Raw genomic sequence first — 22,586 nt, forward strand, 5'->3', positions numbered from 1 at the left:
CCCGTTACAATACGATGTCGGTCCAGAGCTCGGACGGATCCGGCTCTGCGTCGTGCTGGGCAAATTCGGCGGCGTCGGCGACGATGTCGCGGACTTCCTTGTCGATGTTCTTGAGTTCGTCCTCGGTCGCCCACTTCTTGGCCGTCAGCCGCACCTTGACCTGCTCGATCGGATCATGATCCGAGCGCATCTTCTGCACTTCTTCCTTGGAGCGGTATTTTGCCGGATCCGACATCGAGTGACCGCGATAGCGATAGGTCTGCATCTCGAGGATGATCGGACCGTTGCCGGCACGGCACCATTCGGTCGCCTGATCGCCGGCGGATTTGACCGCACGCACATCCATGCCGTCGACCTGAATGCCGGGAATCTTGAACGAGGCGCCGCGATGCGAAAAATTGGTTTCGGCCGACGAGCGCGACACCGAAGTGCCCATGGCGTAGCGGTTGTTCTCGATGATGTAGATCACCGGCAGCTTCCACAGCGAGGCCATGTTGAAGCTTTCATAGACCTGACCCTGATTGGCAGCGCCATCGCCGAAATAGGTCAGCGACACATTGTTGTTGTCGCGGTAGCGGTTGGCGAAGGCGAGACCGGTGCCGAGCGAGACCTGCGCGCCGACAATGCCGTGGCCGCCGTAAAAATGCTTCTCCTTGGAGAACATGTGCATGGAGCCGCCCTTGCCCCTCGACAGGCCACCACGGCGTCCGGTCAGCTCTGCCATGACGCCCCGCGGTGACAGTTCCATCGCCAGCATGTGGCCATGGTCGCGATAGGCGGTGATCATCTGGTCGCCGTTGATCAGCGACATCTTCATGCCGGTGACGACCGCTTCCTGGCCGATATAGAGGTGGCAGAAGCCGCCGATAAAGCCCATGCCGTAGAGCTGGCCGGCCTTTTCCTCGAAGCGGCGGATAAGCAGCATGTGCCGGTAGGCGGCAAGCTCCTCGTCCTTGGTGAAGTCAGCCGGCTTGGGGGCGGAAAGCCCCGTTGATTTGGCGGACGTCGATTTAACGGATTTGGCAGGCGCTTTTTTGGCGGCGGTGGCCATGCATCACTCCCTGTTGGCGTCTCTTTGCGGACACTAAAGCAGACCATGTCTGCTCCGGGGAGGATCAGCTCCTCCCCACCGATTGGAGGGAAGCTAACATGCGAGACCGCGTTTCGCCATGCAGAAAAATGCATGGCTGGCATGCGCCTAAACGCCCAGAATCATTAGAGATAACAGCGATTAACTGAAACTTGGTTATTTCGAATTGGCCGGCAGCATGACGGTGATTTCATCGGGCTGGGACAGATTGAGCGCCCGGCGTGCCTGCTCGTCGAGCATATCCTTTTCAAGCGTACCCTCATGCATCAGCTGGACACGCCGCTCCAGATCGACCCGGCGCGCCTTGATGGCATCGTACTTGGCCTGCAATTCGATGGTCTGCGCTTCGAGCTGATATTTGGAATTGATGCCGAACTCGCCATGATAGGCATGGAAGCCGAAATAGGCCAGGAACGCCACGCAAAGGGACGGGATGATCAGCCGGCCGGTGTTTCTCTGCTTGTGCTGGCGTGTCCACATGGTCGCAATCCTTTGACCGCCATTTGTCGCTCGATTGTGCTTAATGGACGGTTACGGACAGGTGCATTAGCCAGCGGCCGCAACGAAAAAGGGCGGGAAAATCCCGCCCTTCCATCGTTTTCGCCAGTTCGGCAGAATTTAGGCTTTGACCACCGACTTGCCAGCGTAGCGCGCCTGCTTGCCGAGCTCTTCCTCGATGCGGATCAGCTGGTTGTACTTGGCCATGCGATCCGAGCGCGACAGCGAACCGGTCTTGATCTGCCCGCAATTGGTGGCGACGGCGAGGTCGGCGATGGTCGAATCCTCGGTTTCGCCCGAACGGTGCGACATGACTGCGGTGTAGCCTGCCTTATGCGCGGTCTCGACAGCGTCGAGCGTTTCGGTAAGCGAGCCGATCTGGTTGACCTTGACCAGGATCGAATTGGCGACACCCATGCGGATGCCGTCGCGCAGCCGCGCCGTGTTGGTGACGAAGAGGTCGTCGCCAACCAGCTGCGTCTTGTTGCCGATCAGGTCGGTCAGGTACTTCCAGCCCTCCCAGTCGTCCTCGGCCAGGCCGTCCTCGATCGAGATGATCGGATAGTCGGCGGCAAGCTTGGCCAGGTACTTGGCCTGCGCCTTGGGATCGCGGGTCCTCTTCTCGCCCTCATAGACGTAATTGCCGTCCTTGAAGAATTCGGTCGCCGCACAGTCGAGACCAAGCGCGATCTCCTCGCCCGGCTTGAAGCCGGCCTTCTCGATCGATTCCATGATGAAATCGAGCGCCACCGGCGCACTCTTCAGATTGGGCGCGAAGCCGCCTTCGTCGCCGACATTGGTGTTGTGGCCGGCATCCTTCAGCTTCTTGCGCAGCGTGTGGAAGATTTCGGAGCCCCAGCGCACGCCTTCGCGCAGCGTCGGCGCGCCGACCGGCAGGATCATGAATTCCTGGAAATCGATCGGATTGTCGGCATGCGCGCCGCCATTGATGATGTTCATCATGGGCACCGGCAGCAAATGCGCCTTGGTGCCGCCGACATAGCGGTAGAGCGGCAGGCCGGCGGCTTCCGCCGCGGCCTTGGCGACCGCCAGCGAGACGCCGAGGATGGCGTTGGCGCCGAGCCGGCTCTTGTTGGGCGTGCCGTCGAGCTCGATCATGGTCTGGTCGATGTGGATCTGGTTTTCGGCTTCCAAGCCGCCGATCGCCTCGAACAGCTCGCCATTGACGGCCTCGACCGCCTTGAGCACGCCCTTGCCGAGATAGCGGGCGCCACCGTCGCGCAGTTCGACGGCCTCATGCGCGCCGGTCGACGCGCCCGACGGCACCGCGGCGCGGCCCATCGAGCCGTCTTCGAGGACGACGTCGACCTCGACGGTCGGATTTCCACGGCTGTCCAGGATTTCACGCCCGACAATGTCGATGATGGCGGTCATTGCGATGTCCCCGATTGATCGATTGAAAGCGTCGCGCCCCTCTTAGCCAAAGTGCCGCAAAAGGCAATCAGGAATGGCATGAAATAATGGTGACGGTCGCCCCATGCGCTCAGGCCGTGGGGCATGGGCGACGCCATCTGAACGCAAACAGCCCGCCCTGACGTCATATGTCTGGCGCCGCATGGGGCGGCTGCCCCTCCCCTTTCATCGCGGCAATGCCTTACCACGAAATACCAGGCGGCGCACAAACTCCAGCCGATGCTTCAAAAGAGGCTACCGCCAACGTGACAAACTTCACAATGCAGAGAATTCGAAGATGTTAGGGTCACATCTACAACGCGAACTATTTGGCGACCACAGTGAAATGAACAAGCTTGAACTCTTTGGGGAGGCGGCAATGGCAGCGATTTCAGGCACTGGCTGGGAACTTCTTATTAGCCGCAAAGTCGAGCATATGAGGGGCACCAGACGCAGGACAGTTGGTACCTATAAAGTCTTTCACAACGGCACGGCAGTAACGGGTCTATCGGGGTTCGTGTGTGAATCTCGCGGCCCAGGCGATAATTCCAAAGAAGACAATGGCAGGCGCATCGAGCCCGGCACCTATCCGCTGGCGACGCAGGCCGGAGGCAAATATGTGACCATCGGCTACACTGGCGGCAAGACGCCACCCAAACCTGGACTCGAACTGCTGAAGACCAACAAGCGCACCGAAATCCTGATCCATCCGGGCGTCAATTTCCTGTCCAGCGTCGGATGCATCAACCCGACGAAGAAGGTGAGCGGTCCTCTTTCCGACATGGATTTCACGGAGAGCCGGACACGCGTAATCGCCCTCATCGACGATTTGAAAACCTTTGCCGGCGGTGGCTTCCCGAAAAACAACGGCAAGCGAATTCCCAATGCTTCGGTGGTCGTCGAAGGCGAACCGGTGCTGTCGACCGAGAGTGTCGAGAGCGTGCTCGAAGCCGTTGCGGGCGATCCGAACAAGGGTTTGCCAGCAGCGGTCTTCCAGAAATTCGCGCCGAGACCGGCAAGCGGTTCCAAGCGAACAATCTATGACGGTTACATCGGCGCCTTTACCTCCGACAAAGGCCTCAAGACACTTGGCGATCATGGGGTGTGCAACAACTATGATCGGCTGATGCATTTCTTCGCTCAAGCGGCGATGGAAACCGGTGGCTTCACCCTCATTCGCGAATCCCTGACCTACACGACCGTGGCGGCAATCCGGAACGCATGGAGGTCGCGAGCCGCGGGCAAGACCGATCAGTGGATCGAGGACAACCTGCTGCGCAAGCCGCAAGCCCTGGGCGACTGGGCCTATTGCGGCCGCATGGGCAATGTGAAAGGAACGTTGGACGGCTTCAATTTCCGCGGCGGCGGCACGTTCCAGACCACCGGGCGCGACGCGTACACGGCCAAGGGCAAGCTCGCCAAGGTTGACCTCGCCAATCATCCTGAACTGATCGAGGATCCGCAGACTTCGCTGCTCGCAGCTTGCGCCGAATGGAAAGGGTCAGGCTGCAATGCCTTTGCCGATGCCGGCCTGATCAAAAAGATCTCGCGCGCGATCAACGTCGGCAACGCCAATTCCGCCACGCAGGCCAATGGCGAAGCGGATCGGATCGCCTGGCACGAAAAGGTTTTCAAGGCGGTGAAGAATGCCGGACTCCTCGGCTGAGCATGCCTCGGATCACGTTCGACAACACCACGTCATCATAATTCAGAGATAACAATCTCTGTGTCGACTAGGATGGTGATGCGCGGGGCGAAACAGGAGGAGTTTCGCCATGTCCGAGTTGAGCGGTATCGTGAGTTTGTTCCTGATCGCGGCGGCGTTCCTGACGTCCTGCGATACGCAGCAGCCGCCAAGGGCGGCGACGCAGCTGTCCACGTTTCATGCGGCAGAATAATTTAGAAACTGTCGGGTTGCACTGAAAAGGCCCCCGTTTCGGAATTCGGGGGCCTTTTCACGTCAGGCGTCAGCGCAGCTGATCAATGCCAATACGGCGTGACCTTGTAGTAATCATAGGAAGCATCACGCGCGGCCTCGCCATCGGCGCCGGCCAGTTCATTGATCGAATAGGCGGGTGCTGCCTTCAGCTGCTCCTTCGAGAACGGCACGACATAGCCGCCCTTGTCCTCGTCATAGTCGAGGCTCGCCCACGGAATGGCGTGATACTTCTCGCCAATGCCGAGAAATCCACCGAACCCGATAACCGCGAACATGATGCCGTTCGACGTCTTGTCGAGCATGATGTCCTCGATGCTGCCGATGCTCGTGCCTTCGGTGTTGTAGACCGACGTGCCGATGACGCGCGAAGCGGCGATGGCTTCGGTGTGGCCTGTCTGGGTGGTCATGGCTGCTGCTCCTCATGTCGTTGATCGATACTTTGACAATGAGGGGCGCGGGCGAAAGTTCCCGTTTTTTCGAGCGGCGGGCGGTTACTCCGCGAGGATGAACGTCACCTTCATGTTGACGCGATAGGCCGCGATCCTGCCGTCCTCGACGACGATCTTCTGGTCCTGGATCCAGGCGCCTTCCACGTTCTTCAGGGTCTTTGAGGCGCGCTCAATCCCCTTCTCGATGGCGTCCTGAAAGCTCTTTTTCGACGACGACGTGATTTCGGTGACGCGGGCGACGGACATGGCTTCCTCCTGCCAAGACGCTCATTTGCAGCAGCGAGCCTACAGCCGGCTTATGCCTTCCACAAGCAGGGCAGCGCGCGCGCCATCGCCGAATCCATCAGCCTCGGTTCAGGTCAGCAGCATTCTTGGCGATGCGGTCGAATGCCATCAGTCTTTCGAGCAGCGCCGGCATGTCCTTCAGCGGCAGCATGTTGGGCCCGTCGGAGGAGGTCGAATTGTCGGGATCCTGGTGGGTCTCTATGAACACGCCGGCGACGCCGACGGCAACGGCAGCCCGCGCCAGCGTCTCGACAAAGCGGCGCTCGCCACCGGAGGAACCGCCCTGCCCGCCCGGCTGCTGCACCGAATGGGTGGCGTCGAAAATCACCGGCGCGCCGATCTCGGCCATCACGGGCAAAGCCCGCATGTCCGACACCAGCGTGTTGTAGCCGAAGGAAGCGCCGCGCTCGGTGGTCAGCACATTGGGGTTGCCGGAGCCGGTGATCTTGGCCACCACGTTCTTCATGTCCCAGGGCGCCAGGAACTGCCCCTTCTTGACGTTGATCACCTTGCCGGTCTTGGCCGCGGCGACCAGCATGTCGGTCTGGCGCGACAGGAAGGCCGGAATCTGCAGCACATCGACATGGTGCGCTACGATCGCGCACTGCTCCTCGGTGTGGACATCGGTCAGAATGGGAAGCGAAAACGCCTTGCGCAACTCGTCGAACACCGGAAGCGCCGCGTCCATGCCGGCGCCGCGCGTTGCCGACAGCGAGGTGCGGTTGGCCTTGTCGTAGCTGGTCTTGTAGACGAGGCCGATGCCGAGCTTGCCGGTCAGTTCCTTCAGCGCGCCGGCCATGTCGAAAGCGTGCTGGCGCGATTCGAACTGGCACGGGCCGGCGATCAACGCCAAGGGCCCGCTATTGTCGAAGACGACGTTGCCGACGGTTACCGACGAATTCGGCGCCAGCGAATTGGGCCCTTGCGGCTTGCTCATGGGGTCTCCCGGAAGATGAAAGCCGCGCCCTGTCCGGATGCCGGCTGCACGACGATTTCGTTGCCCGCTATATCGTGCCCGACGGCGTTGTCTGCAAGCAGCCTCGCGACAGCGCCGACACTGCGGGCCGAAAAGACGATCGCGGCGAAGCGAAGGTCCGTCGGCGCGCCAGCCGACATGCCGAAGCGCTCAGCGAAAGCCGCGGGCTTGAGAACGCTCAAACGCGCGTTCGCCAGGTCGAACGCCGTGCTGCTCCTCTGCCTCGAACCCGTCGCTGTCTCGATCAGGTGGCGCTTTTCGGATGGCACGCCGCTGACCGCGACGATTTCGGCAATGCCGGTCACGCCGTTGGCATGGGCCTGCAGTGCCGTACGGTCGATTTGAGGGGCGTTGATCCGCTCGCAAGCGAACAGAAAGGCGTCCATCGTCTCGGCGCCGGCGGCGAAAGCCAGTTTGAACGAGGCCATGTCGCTCTTTCCGGCCGTGTCGGTGAAGGCGCGGGAAAAGCTCAGTACATCTCCCGCCGACAGGCCGGCTTTGATAAAGCGCGCATGGTCCGCATCGGCATCGTCGGTGGCCAGCACCACGGCGGAAAAGCCCTCATCGCCCAGCCTGGCGCGATAGAGCCGGTCGCGCGCGACAAAGACATTGCCACCGGCAAATGCCTCGTCTGCAGCCTGTTCATTCCCGACCGCCAGCGGTTCGAGGTAGGTGCCGTCGGCGAAGAAGACGCAGCAATTTTCGGTGCCGAAAGGGTGGATGCCGGTTGGTGCGACGATGAAGCCAAGCGATGTCAGCCGCGCCCGCGCCACGGCGAGGCTCGCCGTCGGCAACACAAGATGGTCAAGCGGATGGATCGTGCTGGTCATGCCGGCGCGGTGTGCATCATTCCGGAAATCGGTTCAAGGCCTCTTGCCAGCTCGATCAGGCCATCGCCACGACATCGGCCGAATAGCGCAATTCGCGCAATGGTTTGACCCGACTGGTCGTCTCGGCATAGAGCGGGTGCGCCTTGTAGGCGGCAAGCGCGGCATCATCCTCGAACTCGGCATAGACGACCACGTCGATCGCATCCGACAGCGGATCGACCTTGGTGTTGAGCGTCACCTCGAAGAGGCTTGAATGCGGGATCTTGCCCAGCGCGAGCAAGCCCGTGCGCACGGCCTCGACATCGTCCTTGCGCCGCGCGCTGAAGAAAACGATATGCCGGATCACACCTGCCTCCACGTTCGATTTGCGGCATGTTTTGTGTGAGCGGGACCGTCGCGTCAACCGCCACGATGTCGCGCCCGGCAATGCCGGCAGGCGACTTTGCAGAGGCGCAAAAGCTAGGCTTTGCCGGTGACGTAGCGCACGACGCGCGACATTTCCCTGACCGTCGTGTCGAGATAGCGGCCCTGATTATAGAGGCCATCCCAGATCAGGAAAAAGGCGATGGCGGTGATGACGATGACGTAACGCATGGCTGAAACTAACGTATGTGGCTGTTCCTAACCATAGCGATTTCACCGGCGGTCGCTCGCCCTCACCGATTCTGGCCCCAGGCACGCCACCTGGGCCAGTGCCGGGCACGGCTTGCCTCTTGAAGTTCCGGTCGATGCGGTGGAAGATTGTGGCGAAAATTTAAGCAGGCTACGGCGTTCGCGCCTGGCGAATGAAAGTGGAGGATGTGGAGGCCGGCAGATCTTGCGCCGCCCCCGCGGAAGTCCAGGGGGGTGTGAGATGGCTGTCAGGGAATACAAAGGCATCGGCGACGCCATCAGGCTGGACGAACTCAATTTCGCCGAGATCGTCAAGGGCCTGCCGGCCAAGGCGCGCATGGTGCTGTCGGCGGCGATGAAATTGCCGCGCGGTTCGCTGAAGGTGAGGATGCCGGATGGCCGGGCGGTGCTTGTCGGCGGCAACGGACCCGGGCCGGATGCCGAGCTGGTGTTGAAGAACTGGCGCCTGCCCGGCCGTGCCTTTTCCGGCGGCACCATCGGCGTTGCCGAATCCTACATGGACGGCGACTGGGAAAGCCCTGATGTAACCAGCTTCCTCGAACTGTTCGTCGTCAACTCGGCCGTTGGGGAACGCATTGCCGGCGGCGCCAACTGGCTCATCAACACGGTCCAGCGCATCCGCCACTGGTTCAACGAAAACACCCGCACCGGCTCGAAGCGCAACATCTCGGCGCATTACGATCTCGGCAACGCCTTCTACAAGCAATGGCTCGATCCCAGCATGACCTATTCGTCGGCGCTCTATGCGACCGGCGCCAACGACCTGGAAAGCGCTCAGGCCGCCAAATACCGCGCGCTGGCCAAGGATACCGGCATCGGCAAGAAGGACCATGTGCTCGAGATCGGCTGCGGCTGGGGCGGTTTTGCCGAATTTGCCGCGCGCGAGATCGGCTGCCGCGTCACCGGCCTGACCATCAGCCGCGAACAGCACGATTTCGCCAAGGCGCGCATCCAGAAGGCGGGACTGTCTGACAAGGTCGACATCAAGCTGCAGGATTACCGAGACGAAACGGGCACTTACGACCGCATCGCCTCGATCGAGATGTTCGAGGCGGTCGGCGAAAAATATTGGCCGGTATTTTTCGGCAAGATGAAGGCGTGCTTGAGGCCCGGCGGCACCGCCGGCCTGCAGATCATCACCATCAACGAGGCCGCCTACGACACCTATCGGGCGAGGCCGGATTTCATCCAGCGCTATGTCTTCCCAGGCGGCATGCTGCCGACGCCGTCGATCCTGAAGACGCTGGGCAGCGACCATGGCCTTGCCCATCTGCGCGAGCGCGTCTTTCCGGACGACTATGCCCGCACGCTTGCCGAATGGCGCAACCGCTTCTGGGCGTCGTGGGAAAAGATCGTCCCGCTCGGCTTCGACGACCGCTTCAAGAAGCTTTGGGAATTTTATCTCCACTATTGCGAAGCCGGCTTTAGAGCCAGCTACATCGACGTGCGCCAAGTGGTCTACAAAGCCTGATCCGAAGCGTGATTGAGCGGGCGTATGCCCGCTCGTTTTCCCTGTTAGCTGCACGTTGCCTCAAAGCAGGATGCGATACTTCGCAAACCCGGATTCGCCCTCGCCGGCCGGCTCGATCTTGAGCGATTTCACTCCCGATATAAAATCCTTCGCTTTGGGGCCGGTCTCGAACACGACGCTGGTGCCGGGCAGCGGCGTGAACGACCAATTGTCGTCGGCCGAGGGATTGATCGTGCCTTCGCTGACGACGTAGCGCACGATCACGTCGCGGTTGGTGTCCGGCGCCTCGTAGATGATCTTCGAGGCATTGATGTCGGGGAAATTGCCGCCACCGCCGGCGCGGTAATTGTTGGTGGCGACGACGAATTTCGCTGCCGGATCAATAGGCTTGCCGTCGAAGCTGAGGCCGACGATGCGGTTCGAGCCGGCATTGGCGACGCCACCCTTGGCATCGTATTTCGGCAGCTGCGACAGGTCTATTCCGTAGCTGACGCCATCGATCACATCGAAATTGTAGGACGGGAATTCGGTGTCGATGAGCGCCTGGTCGGCCTTGCCCGGCTCGATCTTCCTGAAAATGCCGGCCGACATTTCCAGCCATTCCTTCACTTGCGCGCCGGTGATTTCGACGGCGCGCACCGTGTTCGGATAGAGATAGAGGTCGGCGACGTTCTTGATGGCGATGTCGCCCACCGGCACGTCGGTATAGTAGTCGGCGCCGTTGCGCCCGCCGGCCTTGAAGGGTGCTGCCGCCGACAGCAGCGGCACATCCTTCCACTGCGTGCTCTTCAATATGTCCTTGAGGTACCAGCTCTGCGCCTGGTTGACGATCTGCACCGACGGATCGTCGGCGACCAGCGCGAAATAGGAATAGAGCGGCGCCGAGGTCTTGCCGACCGGTCGGCGGACATAGGCAAGTGTCGCCTCATGGTCCGCCTTCAGCGCATCGACGACGCGCTGGTCGTCCGCCACCGTCGGCTTGTTTGCCTTGTCGACGCGCTGGTAGATCGGCCTTGCCTCCGATGTGGCCGAGGCTACGCGCCATTTCGATCCGTCCCGTTCCAGAAGCAGATCGATCAGTCCCATATGCGAGCCCCAGAAACCGCCCATCACGGCGGGCTTGCCCTGCAGCGTGCCTTTCTCGGTGTCGACGCCTTCGAGCGCCTGAAAATCCTTCTTGCCGGGGAAGACGAGATGCTGATGGCCGGTGAACACCGCATCGATGCCTTCGACGCCGGCGACGAAGAAGGAGGCGTTCTCCATGCCGTCGCCCTGCTTGATATCGATGCCGGAATGCGAGAGCGCGATGACGATGTCGGCGCCCTCCTCCTTGATCTGCGGCACCCATGCCCTGGCCGCCTCGACGATGTCGCGCGTCCTGACATTGCCTTCCAGGTTCTTCAGGTCCCAGACCATGATCTGCGGCGGCACAAAGCCGATGATGCCGATCTTGATCGGCTGCTCGGCGCCCGACCCGTCCTTGATCTTCTTGTCGAGGATGACATAGGGCTTGAGGTAGAGCTTGTCGTCGCGCGGTTTGGCGGCAAGCTCGGTGCCGCGGATCAGATTGGCGCAGACGAAGGGGAAATTGGCTCCGGCCAGCACCTTGTCGAGGAACGACAGGCCGTAATTGAACTCGTGATTGCCGAGCGTCGAGCATTCATAGCCCAGCAGGTTCATGCCCTTCATGATCGGATGCAGATCGCCTTCCTTGAGGCCCTTCTCATAGGCGATGTAATCGCCCATCGGATTGCCCTGCAAAAGATCGCCATTGTCGATCAGCATCGCATTGGTGGCTTCCTTGCGCACCGCCGCGATCAGTGAGGCCGTCCGTGACAGGCCCATCGTGTCGTTGGCTTTGTCGGCGTAGTAGTCGTAAGGCAGCACATTCACATGGATGTCGGTGGTCTCCATGATCCTCAGATGCGCCTGATTGGCCTGCGCGCGGGCGGAAAACGGATGGAGCATGATCAGCGCCCCGCTGGCGGCCGTACCGGCAAGAAAACTACGGCGGGAGACGGGGTAATTGAGATGCGGCATTGGTTTTCCTTCCCAGCGACGTGACAAGATCCCAGCCCCGGGCGGAAGCTTCGCGCCGAAAACCGGCCATGTCCATCGGGAAGTCAGTCGATCAGCAAAAGGTGACGGCTGGATGAATATCCTTGGCCGCGGTTGAGAACCTCAGCCCTTGTCATCGTCGCCCTGGGTGATCAGCCGCGCGCTGCGCTGGCCGGTGAAATAGATCCATAGCCAGCTAAGCGACACCGAGAGCCGGTTGCGGAAACCGATCAGGAAGTAGATATGCGCCACGCCCCACAGCCACCAGGCAAGCCATCCCGTGAGCTTGATCGAGCCGAAATCGATCGCGGCTGCCCACTTGCCGATCGTCGCCAGGTCGCCGGCATGTTTGTAGCGGAAAGGCCGCGGCGCGCCATCGCCGGCCAGCCGCGCCCTGATCGTCGCGGCGACATGCTTGCCCTCCTGCTTGGCCGAGGGCGCCACGCCGGGCACCGGTTTGCCGTCCGGCCGCAAGACATGCGCGGTGTCGCCGATGACGAAGATTTCAGGACTGTTCGGCACGGTCAGATCGGGCTCGACCATTACCCTGCCCGCCCGGTCCACCGGCGCGCCCAGCCACTCTCCCGCGGGTGAAGCCGCCACGCCGGCGGCCCACAGGATGGTTCGCGCCGGCAGATGCGTATCGCCAAAGACGACGCCTTCGGCATCGAGGCGCGTGACGGCGCGGCCAAGCTCGACCGTGACGCCCCGCCGCTCCAGCGCCTTGCGCGCATAGTCGGACAGCTTTGGCGCGAAATTGGCTAGGATCCTGTCTCCGGCCTCGACCAGCACCACACGCGCCTCACGCGTGTCGATGTTGCGGAATTCGCCGCGCAGCGTTTCATGCGCGAGTTCGACAATGGTGCCGGCAAGCTCCACGCCGGTCGGGCCGCCGCCGACGATGACCAGTGTCAGCAGTGCCTGGCGCTTGGCCGGATCGGTCTCGCGCTCGGCCTGCTCGAAGGCGAGCAGGATGCGCCGCCGAATGGTGGTTGCGTCTTCAAGCGTCTTCAGCCCGGGCGCGAAAGGCTCCCATTCGTCGTGGCCGAAATAAGCATGACGCGCGCCGGTGGCGAGCACCAGCGTGTCGTAGGGAACAGAACTGCCGTCCTCAAGCAGCACGCGTTTGCCTGGACGGTCGACGCCGGTGACGTTGCCGAGCAGGGTCGTCACGTCCTCGCGCTTGCGCAGCAGATGACGGATCGGCCAGGCAACTTCCGAGGTCGCCAGCGAGGTGGTCGCCACCTGGTAAAGCAGCGGCTGGAAAAGGTGATGGTTGCGCTTGTCGATCATGGTGATGCGCACGGGTGCGCCGGCCAGCGCCCGGGTGAGTTCGAGACCGCCGAACCCTGCGCCGACGACAACGACATGATGGCTGGTTTCACTCATCGCATTCACCCCTGTTTGTCTCTCTTTATCTAGTGATTTTTGTGCACCGCAACAATGTCGCGGCGCGCTAGACTGCCGCGCGTAAGGCTGCCCAGGACTCGTCGCCGGATGTCGCGAATGCCTATGTCGGCAAGCCTGGACGGGTATAGCCTTGCAGGGGCTGGAACCACGGGAGTGAAGCATGGCCAACGACGATGACAAAGATCGCAAAGGGCGGGCGCAATATTCTTCGCCGCCTTGCTTCATGCACGAACTCGATCCGGAATTTCGCGCGCCATTGACCGACTGGACCGATGTGCGCCGTTGGCGCAAGGCCGAGCGCGAGCGTCTGATCGCGGCACGGTTGGCGGTTTCCGCCGATGCGCGGGTGGCGATGTCGCGGGCTATCGCCGAAGGGCTCGACGCGACCATCGGCGACATTGCCGGCCGCATGGTCAGCCTCTATTGGCCGTTTCGCGGCGAGCCGGACCTGCGGCCGTGGATGGCGTCGATCAACGAACGCGGCGGCCGCACGGCGCTGCCCATCGTGATCGAGAAGGGCCAGCCGCTGATCTTCCGCGCTTATGTGCCTGGCGACCGGCTGGAAAAAGGCGTCTGGAACATCCCTATCCCCGCCGAAGGCGACCCGGTGCTGCCCGACATCGTCATCTCGCCGATCGTCGGCATCGACCCGCGAAACTACCGCCTGGGCTATGGCGGCGGCTTCTTCGACCGCACGCTGGCTGCCATGCCGTTCAAGCCATTGGTCATCGGCGTCGGCTACGAACTGCAGCGCATCCCCACCATCTACCCGCAGCCGCACGACATCCCGATGGATAGGCTGGTGACCGAGGCTGCTCAGGGCTAAGCCAGTTCCGGCTTCATGCCCATGGCCGTGCGATCGACGATCTCGCGCAGGGCAAACGACGAATTGATCTTGGTCACGTGCGGCATCGCCGACAGCCATTCCTTGTGGATGCGCTCATAGTCGACCAGGTCCTTGGCGGCGATGCGCAGGATATAGTCATATTCGCCCGACATCAGGTGGCAGGACAGCACATTGGGGCAGCGCTTGATCGCCGCCTCGAAATCCGACAGCGTCTTTTCGAATTGTCCCGACAGCGATATGTGCACGATCGCCGTCATCTGGTGGCCGAGCGCTGCATTCGAAAGCCGGGCGTGATAGCCGCGGATGGTGCCGGATTTCTCCAGATTGTCGAGCCGGCGCGAACAGGCCGACTGCGACAGGCCGACCCTTTCGGCGAGCGCCGCATTGGGTATGCGGCCATCCTTCTGCAGTGCCTCGAGAATGGCGACATCGATCCTGTCGAGCGGCATTTCTCGTGATTCCTGCGAAATTTCCTTGACTTCGCGCAACGATTATCGAAACGCGTGACCCCGCGCAAGCGCATTCGCAAACACCTGCGCAACGATTCGTGGTTCACTCGGTTGATACAGGGAACGAGCCCGAAGGGCCGGATCAGGAGAAGACTATGCGCGTCGGTTGCCCCAAGGAAATCAAGAACCACGAATACCGCGTCGGCCTGACGCCGGGCTCCGTCCGCGAATATGTCGCGCATGGCCATGAAGTGCTGGTCGAAAGCGGCGCCGGCGCCGGCATCGGCGCCGATGACAATGCCTATCGCGCCGCCGGCGCCACCATCGCCAGGACCGCCGCCGACGTGTTCGCCAAGTCCGACATGATCGTCAAGGTCAAGGAGCCGCAGCCCAACGAATGGGCGCAGCTGCGCGACGGTCAGATCCTCTACACCTATCTGCATTTGGCCCCGGATCCGGAGCAGACCAAGGGCCTGCTCGCGTCCGGCGTCACCGCAATAGCCTATGAGACCGTAACCGACGACCGCGGCGGCCTGCCGCTCTTGGCGCCGATGTCGGAAGTTGCCGGCCGCCTGTCGATCCAGGCCGGCGCGACCGCGCTGCAGAAGGCCAATGGTGGCCGCGGCGTGCTGCTCGGCGGCGTGCCCGGCGTACTGCCCGGCAAGGTCACCGTGCTCGGCGGCGGCGTCGTCGGCCTGCATGCCGCCCGCATGGCGGTCGGCCTCGGCGCCGACGTCACCATCATCGACCGCTCAATCCCGCGCCTGCGCCAGCTGGACGACCTCTTTACAGGCCGCGTCCACACCCGCTACTCCACAGTCGAGGCGCTTGAGGAAGAATGCTTCTCGGCCGACATCGTCGTCGGCGCCGTGCTCATCCCGGGTGCTGCTGCACCCAAGCTGGTGACCCGCGAAATGCTGTCGGGCATGAAGAAAGGCTCGGTGCTGGTCGACGTCGCTATCGACCAGGGCGGCTGCTTCGAGACTTCGCACGCCACTACCCATGCCGAGCCGACCTATGAGGTCGACGGCGTGATCCATTACTGCGTCGCCAACATGCCGGGCGCCGTGCCGGTGACCTCGGCGCACGCGCTCAACAACGCGACGCTGCATTATGGCCTGCAGCTGGCCGACAAGGGCCTGAAGGCACTGGTCGACGACCACCATTTGCGCAACGGCCTCAATGTCCACAGGGGCAAGATCACCAATCGCGCCGTCGCCGAAGCACTCGGCTATGAGCTGGTCGAACCGAAAGTGGTTCTGGCTGCCTGACCAGACGCCTTAATCGACTCAAGCAGTTCTGCCTCCCTCACCCGCCGGTTGCGCCGGCGGGTTTTTTATTGGCCGCGTGCTCACAAATTGCGGGCTCTAAGGCAACATCACGGCGAAACGGCCCGGCTTGGCGGTGCTTTTGCCTGCCGATGTGGCATTTTTGTCATTCCAATATTGGCGAGCGTCCTGTTAGAACACGGACGGGTTTGTTCTTATGCTAAGGGGCTAAAATGTTCATCTCTGCTAAATCCGTTCTTCTCGGGGCCGTTTCGGCAATGGCTTTGATATCGGTAGCGCATGCCGCCGATGTTGTGCAGCCGGTGGAAGAACCTGCCGGTTTCAACTGGAGCGGCGCCTATGTCGGCATCGGCGGCGGCTTCGGCGCCACCGTGCATCGCATCAGCGTCGACCCGGTGATCGACTTCAACGGGATCGGCGGCAACGGCGTGTTTGGCGAAATCACCGCCGGCTACGACTATATGGTCTCCGAGCGCTTCCTGCTTGGCGGCTTCATCGACGCCAACATCGGGAATATCGGTCCGTCGATCAGCCTTCCGGGCGCTGATATCGACCTGACGAACGCTTATGGCTTCGACGTCGGCTTGCGCGCCGGCTATCTCTTGAACCCCGATACGCTCGGCTATGTGCTCGGCGGCTACACTTGGAACCATTTCAAGCTCGAGGGTTCGGGCTTTGCCGACGGTCTCGATTTCACGGAGAACCGTGGCGGCTATGTTCTCGGCGTCGGCATGGAAACCGTGCTGCGCGGCAACTGGACGCTGAAGACCGAATACCGCTACGCCAACTATGGCGACGACTCGGTGGCTGACCTCGGCATTATTGGCGGCCCGGGAACCTCTCTGGATGTCGAGCCATCCAGCCACACCTTCCACATCGCGGCCAATTACCGCTTCGGCGCCCAGAATGGCGGCGGGGCCTTGTTTGCTGCTCCGACCTACAACTGGACCGGCTTCTATGTCGGCGGCGCGCTTGGCGCCGGCACTGTAGTGCATGACCTGACGCTCGCCAGCGCCCTCGAATTGGATGGCATCGGCGGCGAAGGCGTGTTCGGCGAGGCGAGCATCGGTTACGACCATGATTTCGGCGGCTGGGTCGCCGGCGTTCTGGTCGACGCCCGCTATTCCGGCATACGCTCGAAGCTGGACATTCCGGGTGGGTCGATCAAGGGCGATGCCGACTATGGCTTCGATGCCCTGGCCCGCATCGGCGCCAAGGTCAACGAATCGACGCTGGCCTATGTCCTCGGCGGTTACAGCTGGCAGCATTTCGACCTGCATGCCTCCTCGCCCGTTGGCGACATCGTCGACTGGGGCTCGAGCGGCTTCTCGGTCGGTGGCGGCCTGGAAACGGCCGTTTCCAGCAACATGACGCTTGGTCTCGAATACCGCTATTCGCAGTATGAGAAAGAGGATTTCGGGTCGGACGGCTTCCTCACCGACGAGCCTTCCTTCCAGACCGTTCGCGTCGGCGCGAAGTATAAATTCAACTAAACGCCGCACACACACACAAAGGCCCGTCGGTCAATTCCGGCGGGCTTTTTCTTTGCGCAAAATTCCTGGCGCCGGAATTGAACAGGCTGGCGGACAACAAAAAAGCGGAGCCAAAGCCCCGCTTCCTCGGTGGTCGAGATCCCCGCCGGTTCATCCGCGGTCGGCAAATCCATCGACACTCGTCTTTTAATGGACGAATGCGACGGGAGTGCGACAGCTCACCGGCAATCGGCGCGCCACCACGCCGGCGACGATCGCGGTGCTGTATGAAGTGCTTCACATCCGCCATTCGAAAAGCATGCGCAGACAGAGCTGCCAACTTGACGGCTCGTGCCGTCACACGGTTCCCAACTGCCCGCCAGACCACCGGCGGGCATCTTTTTGTCAGAAACGCTCGATGCGGCACTGATAACAATTGTTGCGCGCCGAGCGGACGTGGACATAGGCGATGTCAGCGCGCTCAAACAGCGTCTCTGCCCGCGCCGCAATGCCGCCAGCCGGAATGACGCCGCCGCTGCCATAGACGATGCGGTCATCCGCACCATAGCCGCGCACGATATAGTCGCTGCTGTCAAGCATCTCTGGAAGCGCTTCCGTCTCGGCTGCGCGTTCGCATTCCTGCGCATGCAGGAAGATCGGTCCTGTCTCGGCGTAAGGCTGCAACGCCGGAAACGGCCGATAGGCCATGATCAGATAGCCATCGCCTTCGGCGACGTTTCTTAGGCAATGCCGGCACGGCACCCCGTCGCCATCGGAAACCTTCCGCTCCGGCGTTTGCCCGTAGGCGTCCGGCCCGCCGCGCTGCAGCGCTCTCACATCTTCAGTCGGCAAGGCTTTGAACTGGACGGTCATGGCTAAATCTCCGGTGTGGTTGACCGGAAATTATGCCCCCGCCGAGGTGCTTCCCACCCGATTCCTGTCAACTGTCAGCAGCCCGGCCAGTCTCAGGCCGGACTGCTTCGGCATTGGGCAGGTCCCGCGCCGGCTCAGCGGATGAAATCGTCGAAGCGGCGCAGCGTCACCCGGTGCCTGCGCCAGTTCTCGTCATGGGTCCGCACGAGCAGGAATTCCTCGCCATGAACGGTCGGTTCGGCCTTCAGTCGGAGAAAGTCACGGCCGCATGACGCTGGCCGAGCGCTCGGCGAACGACAGCGGATGCACGGTCTCCTTCTTTTGCGCCACCGGTGCAAAACCGAGCTTCTGGTAGAGCGGCAAGGCAGCCGGATGGTCGAGCGTGCAAGTCTGCACCGTTACCCGTTTCGGTCCATACGACCATGCTGCGGCGATCGCCGCACCGAGGAACCAACGGCCGATGCCTTGCCCGGTCGCATGTTCCATCATGCCGAAATAAGCGAGTTCGACTTCCTCTGGCAAATGCGGCTTGAGGTCGAAGAACCCGGCCGGCGCGCCGTCGAGATAAAGCACCCTGATGTCGCGGTCCTCGCGGTGGATGCCGGCGGCAAGCTCGTCATCGTCCAGCCTCAGCACATTAACCCAATGCCATTTGCGCCCGACCCGATCCATCAGATAACGGTAGAAATGCAGCGGAATGTCCTTGGTCCTGAGCAGCGCAATCTGCCTGTTGTAGGGCAAGGGCGGCGAATAGGCCGGCGGCACATGCATTTCCAGAAACGTGACGGTGACCTCGATGTCGTCCAGCGCGCCGTTTTCCATCGCCATCATCCCTTGCCCGTCACCACGGGCGTGTCTGCCAGCCCGCCCCATTCCGTCCATGAGCCGTCATAGAGTCGGTTGTCGGTGTGACTGAGCGTCTCCAGCGCCAGAGTGACCACAGCCGCCGTGATGCCGGAACCGCAAGAGGTGACGACCGGTTTCGACAGATCGATACCGGCATCCTCAACGGCCTTGCGCAACTGGTCCTTCGACAACAGCGCGCCATCCTGTGACAGCGCCGAATAAGGCAAATTGTGCGCGCCGGGCATGTGGCCGGAGCGAACACCCGCGCGGGGCTCTGGCTCGGCGCCGGTGAAGCGGCCCGCGCCTCGGGCGTCCGCAATCTGGCTCTCGCCAGTCTCGACGATGCGGCGCATGTCGGCAAGGCTGGCGACGCGAGCGGCATCGAAATCGGCATGAAACACATTCGGCGCGATCTTGGTCGGCTCCGCCGTCACCGGCCGGCCCGCCGCCTTCCAGCGGTCGAAGCCGCCGTCGAGCACATAGACCTGGAACACGCCCATGACGCGGAACATCCACCAGGCGCGCGGCGCCGAGAAGAAACCCGGACCGTCATAGACGACAATGGTGTCGTCGGCCGAAATTCCCATGGCGCCTACATATTGCGCGAAATGCTGTGGCGAGGGCAGCGTGTGCGGCAGCTTGGCATCAGGATCGGAGGCCGCATCATGATCGAAGAATCGCGCGCCCGGAATATGCGCAGCCTCATACTCGGCGCGCGCATCGCGCTTCTGCGCCGGCAGATACCAGGATGCATCGACGATCGTCAGGCCGGGCTCGCCAAGACGGCTCTGCAACCAGTCCGCATCGACGGTGAAAGGGCTGTCATCGGCCATTGTTCTTCTCCTGCTCCGCCTTGGCGAGGCATTGCTTCCTGTTGACCATGATCGTCCCCGAAAACCGGCTTCCACTTTTCGGGATCATGGTTCGTTCAAGCTACCGGCATTGGTCCGAAGCGAATGCGAAAACGCCGGTTTTCGCGGCCCTTCTTCTCGATCTTGCCGATATGGATTTCACCGACTTCGCCGGTGCTTTTGACATGGGTGCCGCCGCAGGGCTGGCTGTCGATCGAAGCGTTGTCGCCGATGCAGACCAGGCGGATCTTGCCGGTGCCGGCGGGCGGCCGGACATTCTTGGATTTCACCAGGCCAGGATTGGCTGCCAGTTCCTCGTCGGTGATCAGCCTGACGAAGATCGGATGATCGGCCCGCACCAGCTCCATCAGCCCGGCGGTGACGTCTTCCCTGGTGAAGCCGGCATCGGGAGCGTCGAAGTCGACGCGGCTGTCATCTTCGGAAACCGCAGCACCGGTAATCGGAAACGGACAGACGACGGTGAGCAAATGGCAAGCTGCGTGCATGCGCATCAGGAGATGCCGCCGCTCCCAGTCGATGGCGAGTTTCACCCGCTCGCCGACCTCGGGTGCCGGCTGCTCCGGCGCCGGTACATGGATGATCTCGTCCTTGGTCTCGCCGGTGATGGTGGCGGCAATGGCGATGCGGCTGCCGTCGGCGCGCTCTAATGTGCCGGTATCGCCAGGCTGGCCGCCCGATGTGGCATAGAAGATGGTCCGGTCGAGAATGATGCCGCCGCGTTCGTTGATGGCGACAACAGTGGCGTCAGCCGCTCTGACATAGGCGTCGTCGCGAAACAGCGCTTCTGTTCTGTGCGCCATCAGGCGACCTTCTCATACGGCACCGAAATTGTGCTGCGCTCATCCATCCAGCCCGGCACCGGCAGGTTCTTCTCGCGCAGGAATTCCGGGTTGAACAGCTTCGACTGGTAGCGCGTGCCATAGTCGGCAAGGATGGTCACGATGGTGTGGCCGGGCCCAAGCTCGCGCGCCAGCCGGATCGCGCCGGCAATGTTGATGCCGGTCGAACCGCCGACGCACAGGCCTTCTTCCTGGATCAGGTCGAAGACGATCGGCAGCGCTTCCTCGTCCGGCACCTGGAACGAGAAGTCCGGCGTGAACCCATCGAGATTTGCCGTGATGCGCCCCTGCCCTATCCCTTCGGTGATCGAGCTGCCGTCGGACTTCAATTCGCCACTGGTGTAGAAGGAATAGAGCGCCGCACCCAGCGGATCGGCGAGCGCGATCTTGACGTTGCTGCTCCTGGCCTTCAGCCCGAAGGCGACGCCGGCCAGCGTTCCGCCCGAACCCACCGCCGAGACGAAACCGTCGACCTTGCCGCCGGTCTGCGTCCAGATTTCTTCCGCCGTGGTGCGGATATGGCCGTCGCGATTGGCAACGTTGTCGAACTGGTTGGCCCAGATCGCGCCGTTCGGCTCCGACCTCGCCATCTGCTCGGCTAGCCGCCCCGACAGTTTCACGTAGTTGTTGGGGTTCTTGTAAGGCACCGCCGGCACTTCGATCAGCTCGGCGCCAAGCAGCTTGATCGTGTCCTTCTTTTCCTGGCTCTGGGTGTCGGGAATGACGATCACTGTGCGATAGCCCAGCGCCTTGGCAACCAGCGTCAGGCCAATGCCGGTATTGCCTGCCGTGCCTTCGACGATGACCCCGCCCGGCTTCAACAGCCCGCGCTGTTCGGCGTCGCGGATGATGAACAGGCCTGCGCGATCCTTGACCGACTGGCCGGGGTTCATGAACTCGGCCTTGCCCAGGATCTCGCAGCCGGTCTGCTCCGAGGCCTTGTTGAGGCGGATCAGGGGCGTGTTGCCGATCGCTTCGATCACAGAACGGGGCATCCGGGATTCCTTATGTAGCTGCGGCGAGACCCTAGAAACCCGAAGCGTGCGTTTCAAGGCAAGAATTCGCCTGGTCCAGTCGCATTTCGGGCACTGCAATCTCCCGCGGCCGGACAACGCGCGATGACGATCATTTCAACCAGTACGGAAAAGCGCTCTTTTCATTCGATTTTTTCACCGCTAGAGCACTAATGACAGATCGGCAGGGCGCAGAATGACACTTTACCGGGCCAACCCGAAGCACGGCGTCGCCTGGATAACCGGCGGCAGCAGCGGCATCGGCCGTGCGCTGGCAAAGGACCTCGCGGCAAAGGGCTTTGTCGTCGCGGTCACCGCACTCGACGGCGACCCACTCGACGCGCTCATCGTCGAGACTGCGCAGATGCCGGGACGTGTCGTCGCCTACCCTTGCGACGTCACCGATGAGCCGCGCATGGCAAGCACGGTGGCGGCGATCGAAAAGGAGCTCGGCCCGATCGTGCTCGCCGTCTTCAACGCCGGCAACTACATCGCCACACCCGGCGAAGACCTCAGGGTCCGCGACTTTCGCCAGACCTTCGAGGTCAACTATTTCGGTATCATCAATGGCCTCGTCCCGCTCATGGAGCGCATGCGCATCCGTGCGCGCGGCCATATCGTGCTTGTCGGGTCGGTCACCGCCTATTTCGGCTGGCCGACCACGGCGGCCTATGGCGGCTCGAAGGCGGCGATCAACATCTTGGCCGAGTCGCTGAAATACGATTTCGACAAGATGAATGTACGCATTCAGGTGATGAATCCGGGCTTCATCGACACGCCGCTGACCGAAAAGAACATGCTGCCGATGCCGGGACTGATGCCGGTCAACCGCGCCTCGCGCCGCATGCTGCGCGGCATCGAGCATGGCGGCTTCGAGGTCACCTTCCCTCACCGGCTGAGCTGGGGGCTGAAGCTGCTGGCACTGCTGCCAGGGCCAGTCTGCCGGTGGTTCATCAGCACGGCGACCCGCTGGACAGGGCGGCCGCTGAATTTCGACCGCAAGCCGCCGAACCAATAGCTGTCCATAGCCCGGC

At 62.1% G+C, this 22,586-nt stretch carries 24 protein-coding genes; 7 read left to right on the forward strand and 17 right to left on the reverse strand.

What is annotated here, in order from left to right:
* Positions 1-4: 4 nt before the first annotated feature.
* The 3 genes from pdhA to eno form a co-directional block, all read right to left on the reverse strand.
* Positions 5-1,051, reverse strand: a complete 1,047-nt coding sequence (gene pdhA, locus AC3CCE_RS19365; protein ID WP_023668914.1) for a pyruvate dehydrogenase (acetyl-transferring) E1 component subunit alpha — start codon at positions 1,049-1,051, stop codon at positions 5-7.
* 195 nt (positions 1,052-1,246) lie between these two features.
* A complete protein-coding gene (locus tag AC3CCE_RS19370; protein WP_023706543.1) occupies positions 1,247-1,570 on the reverse strand; it encodes an FtsB family cell division protein in 324 nt (107 codons plus the stop codon).
* 138 nt (positions 1,571-1,708) lie between these two features.
* Entirely contained in the window at positions 1,709-2,983 is a 1,275-nt protein-coding gene (gene eno, locus AC3CCE_RS19375; RefSeq protein WP_023701745.1) for a phosphopyruvate hydratase, read from the reverse strand.
* Positions 2,984-3,086: 103 nt separating this feature from the next.
* On the opposite strand from eno, the gene AC3CCE_RS19380 reads away from it, so the two are divergent.
* The gene (locus AC3CCE_RS19380) at positions 3,087-4,667 is read left to right on the forward strand and encodes a glycoside hydrolase family 19 protein (protein ID WP_352626275.1); all 1,581 of its coding nucleotides are present in this window, start codon (positions 3,087-3,089) and stop codon (positions 4,665-4,667) included.
* Positions 4,668-4,776: 109 nt separating this feature from the next.
* The gene (locus tag AC3CCE_RS19385) at positions 4,777-4,899 is read left to right on the forward strand and encodes a hypothetical protein (RefSeq protein WP_023668910.1); all 123 of its coding nucleotides are present in this window, start codon (positions 4,777-4,779) and stop codon (positions 4,897-4,899) included.
* An 82-nt stretch (positions 4,900-4,981) separates the two neighbouring features.
* On the opposite strand, the gene AC3CCE_RS19390 is transcribed toward AC3CCE_RS19385, so the two are convergent.
* From AC3CCE_RS19390 to AC3CCE_RS19415, 6 genes are all read right to left on the reverse strand, one after another.
* Positions 4,982-5,347 carry a PRC-barrel domain-containing protein gene (locus tag AC3CCE_RS19390; RefSeq protein ID WP_023668909.1) on the reverse strand — a complete coding sequence of 122 codons (366 nt, stop codon included), beginning with the start codon at positions 5,345-5,347 and terminating at the stop codon, positions 4,982-4,984.
* Positions 5,348-5,431: 84 nt separating this feature from the next.
* Complete coding sequence (locus AC3CCE_RS19395) at positions 5,432-5,635, reverse strand: dodecin family protein (RefSeq protein WP_023668908.1); 204 nt, start codon at positions 5,633-5,635, stop codon at positions 5,432-5,434.
* A gap of 97 nt (positions 5,636-5,732) precedes the next feature.
* Positions 5,733-6,611, reverse strand: a complete 879-nt coding sequence (gene kdsA, locus AC3CCE_RS19400; RefSeq protein WP_031198152.1) for a 3-deoxy-8-phosphooctulonate synthase — start codon at positions 6,609-6,611, stop codon at positions 5,733-5,735.
* Positions 6,608-7,480: a VOC family protein gene (locus AC3CCE_RS19405; protein WP_023714175.1), complete on the reverse strand. Its 873-nt coding sequence runs from the start codon at positions 7,478-7,480 to the stop codon at positions 6,608-6,610. Before AC3CCE_RS19405 ends, kdsA begins: the two co-directional genes overlap by 4 nt.
* A gap of 55 nt (positions 7,481-7,535) precedes the next feature.
* Positions 7,536-7,826: a Dabb family protein gene (locus AC3CCE_RS19410; RefSeq protein ID WP_023682566.1), complete on the reverse strand. Its 291-nt coding sequence runs from the start codon at positions 7,824-7,826 to the stop codon at positions 7,536-7,538.
* Positions 7,827-7,939: 113 nt separating this feature from the next.
* A complete protein-coding gene (locus AC3CCE_RS19415; protein ID WP_023668905.1) occupies positions 7,940-8,074 on the reverse strand; it encodes a hypothetical protein in 135 nt (44 codons plus the stop codon).
* Between the two features lie 259 nt (positions 8,075-8,333).
* Here AC3CCE_RS19415 and AC3CCE_RS19420 point away from each other — a divergent pair, with 259 nt between their 5' ends.
* On the forward strand, positions 8,334-9,584 hold the full coding sequence (locus tag AC3CCE_RS19420) for an SAM-dependent methyltransferase (RefSeq protein WP_023668904.1): 1,251 nt from the start codon (positions 8,334-8,336) through the stop codon (positions 9,582-9,584).
* Positions 9,585-9,644: 60 nt separating this feature from the next.
* Here AC3CCE_RS19420 and AC3CCE_RS19425 read toward each other — a convergent pair whose 3' ends face one another.
* Entirely contained in the window at positions 9,645-11,624 is a 1,980-nt protein-coding gene (locus tag AC3CCE_RS19425) for a bifunctional 2',3'-cyclic-nucleotide 2'-phosphodiesterase/3'-nucleotidase (protein ID WP_023668903.1), read from the reverse strand.
* A 141-nt stretch (positions 11,625-11,765) separates the two neighbouring features.
* Positions 11,766-13,031, reverse strand: a complete 1,266-nt coding sequence (locus AC3CCE_RS19430; protein WP_023668902.1) for an NAD(P)/FAD-dependent oxidoreductase — start codon at positions 13,029-13,031, stop codon at positions 11,766-11,768.
* Between the two features lie 181 nt (positions 13,032-13,212).
* Here AC3CCE_RS19430 and AC3CCE_RS19435 point away from each other — a divergent pair, with 181 nt between their 5' ends.
* Positions 13,213-13,878: a 5-formyltetrahydrofolate cyclo-ligase gene (locus tag AC3CCE_RS19435; protein WP_352626276.1), complete on the forward strand. Its 666-nt coding sequence runs from the start codon at positions 13,213-13,215 to the stop codon at positions 13,876-13,878.
* Here the strand turns inward: AC3CCE_RS19435 and AC3CCE_RS19440 are convergent.
* Entirely contained in the window at positions 13,875-14,348 is a 474-nt protein-coding gene (locus tag AC3CCE_RS19440; RefSeq protein ID WP_352511963.1) for an Lrp/AsnC family transcriptional regulator, read from the reverse strand. The two genes, AC3CCE_RS19435 and AC3CCE_RS19440, sit on opposite strands and share 4 nt — an antisense overlap.
* A 155-nt stretch (positions 14,349-14,503) precedes the next feature.
* Between AC3CCE_RS19440 and ald the strand changes: the two genes are divergently transcribed.
* Entirely contained in the window at positions 14,504-15,619 is a 1,116-nt protein-coding gene (gene ald, locus AC3CCE_RS19445) for an alanine dehydrogenase (protein ID WP_023688436.1), read from the forward strand.
* Positions 15,620-15,894: 275 nt separating this feature from the next.
* Entirely contained in the window at positions 15,895-17,130 is a 1,236-nt protein-coding gene (locus AC3CCE_RS19450; protein WP_352511961.1) for an outer membrane protein, read from the forward strand.
* Between the two features lie 384 nt (positions 17,131-17,514).
* On the opposite strand, the gene AC3CCE_RS19455 is transcribed toward AC3CCE_RS19450, so the two are convergent.
* The 5 genes from AC3CCE_RS19455 to AC3CCE_RS19475 all read right to left on the reverse strand — a co-directional run bounded on the left by AC3CCE_RS19455 (position 17,515) and on the right by AC3CCE_RS19475 (position 21,534).
* On the reverse strand, positions 17,515-17,982 hold the full coding sequence (locus AC3CCE_RS19455; RefSeq protein WP_352511959.1) for a DUF1203 domain-containing protein: 468 nt from the start codon (positions 17,980-17,982) through the stop codon (positions 17,515-17,517).
* A gap of 258 nt (positions 17,983-18,240) precedes the next feature.
* Positions 18,241-18,804 (reverse strand): GNAT family N-acetyltransferase, encoded by a 564-nt coding sequence (locus AC3CCE_RS19460; RefSeq protein ID WP_023682574.1) that lies wholly within the window; start codon positions 18,802-18,804, stop codon positions 18,241-18,243.
* A 5-nt stretch (positions 18,805-18,809) separates the two neighbouring features.
* Positions 18,810-19,661, reverse strand: coding sequence for a 3-mercaptopyruvate sulfurtransferase (gene sseA / locus AC3CCE_RS19465; protein ID WP_023710546.1), 852 nt, complete (start codon positions 19,659-19,661; stop codon positions 18,810-18,812).
* A 95-nt stretch (positions 19,662-19,756) separates the two neighbouring features.
* Positions 19,757-20,500: an alanyl-tRNA editing protein gene (locus AC3CCE_RS19470; protein WP_352626277.1), complete on the reverse strand. Its 744-nt coding sequence runs from the start codon at positions 20,498-20,500 to the stop codon at positions 19,757-19,759.
* On the reverse strand, positions 20,500-21,534 hold the full coding sequence (locus AC3CCE_RS19475; RefSeq protein ID WP_023738892.1) for a cysteine synthase A: 1,035 nt from the start codon (positions 21,532-21,534) through the stop codon (positions 20,500-20,502). Before AC3CCE_RS19475 ends, AC3CCE_RS19470 begins: the two co-directional genes overlap by 1 nt.
* A 214-nt stretch (positions 21,535-21,748) precedes the next feature.
* Here AC3CCE_RS19475 and AC3CCE_RS19480 point away from each other — a divergent pair, with 214 nt between their 5' ends.
* Positions 21,749-22,570: an SDR family oxidoreductase gene (locus AC3CCE_RS19480; protein ID WP_352626278.1), complete on the forward strand. Its 822-nt coding sequence runs from the start codon at positions 21,749-21,751 to the stop codon at positions 22,568-22,570.
* Positions 22,571-22,586: the final 16 nt, after the last annotated feature.

The sequence above is a fragment of the Mesorhizobium sp. P160187 genome (assembly GCF_057766425.1).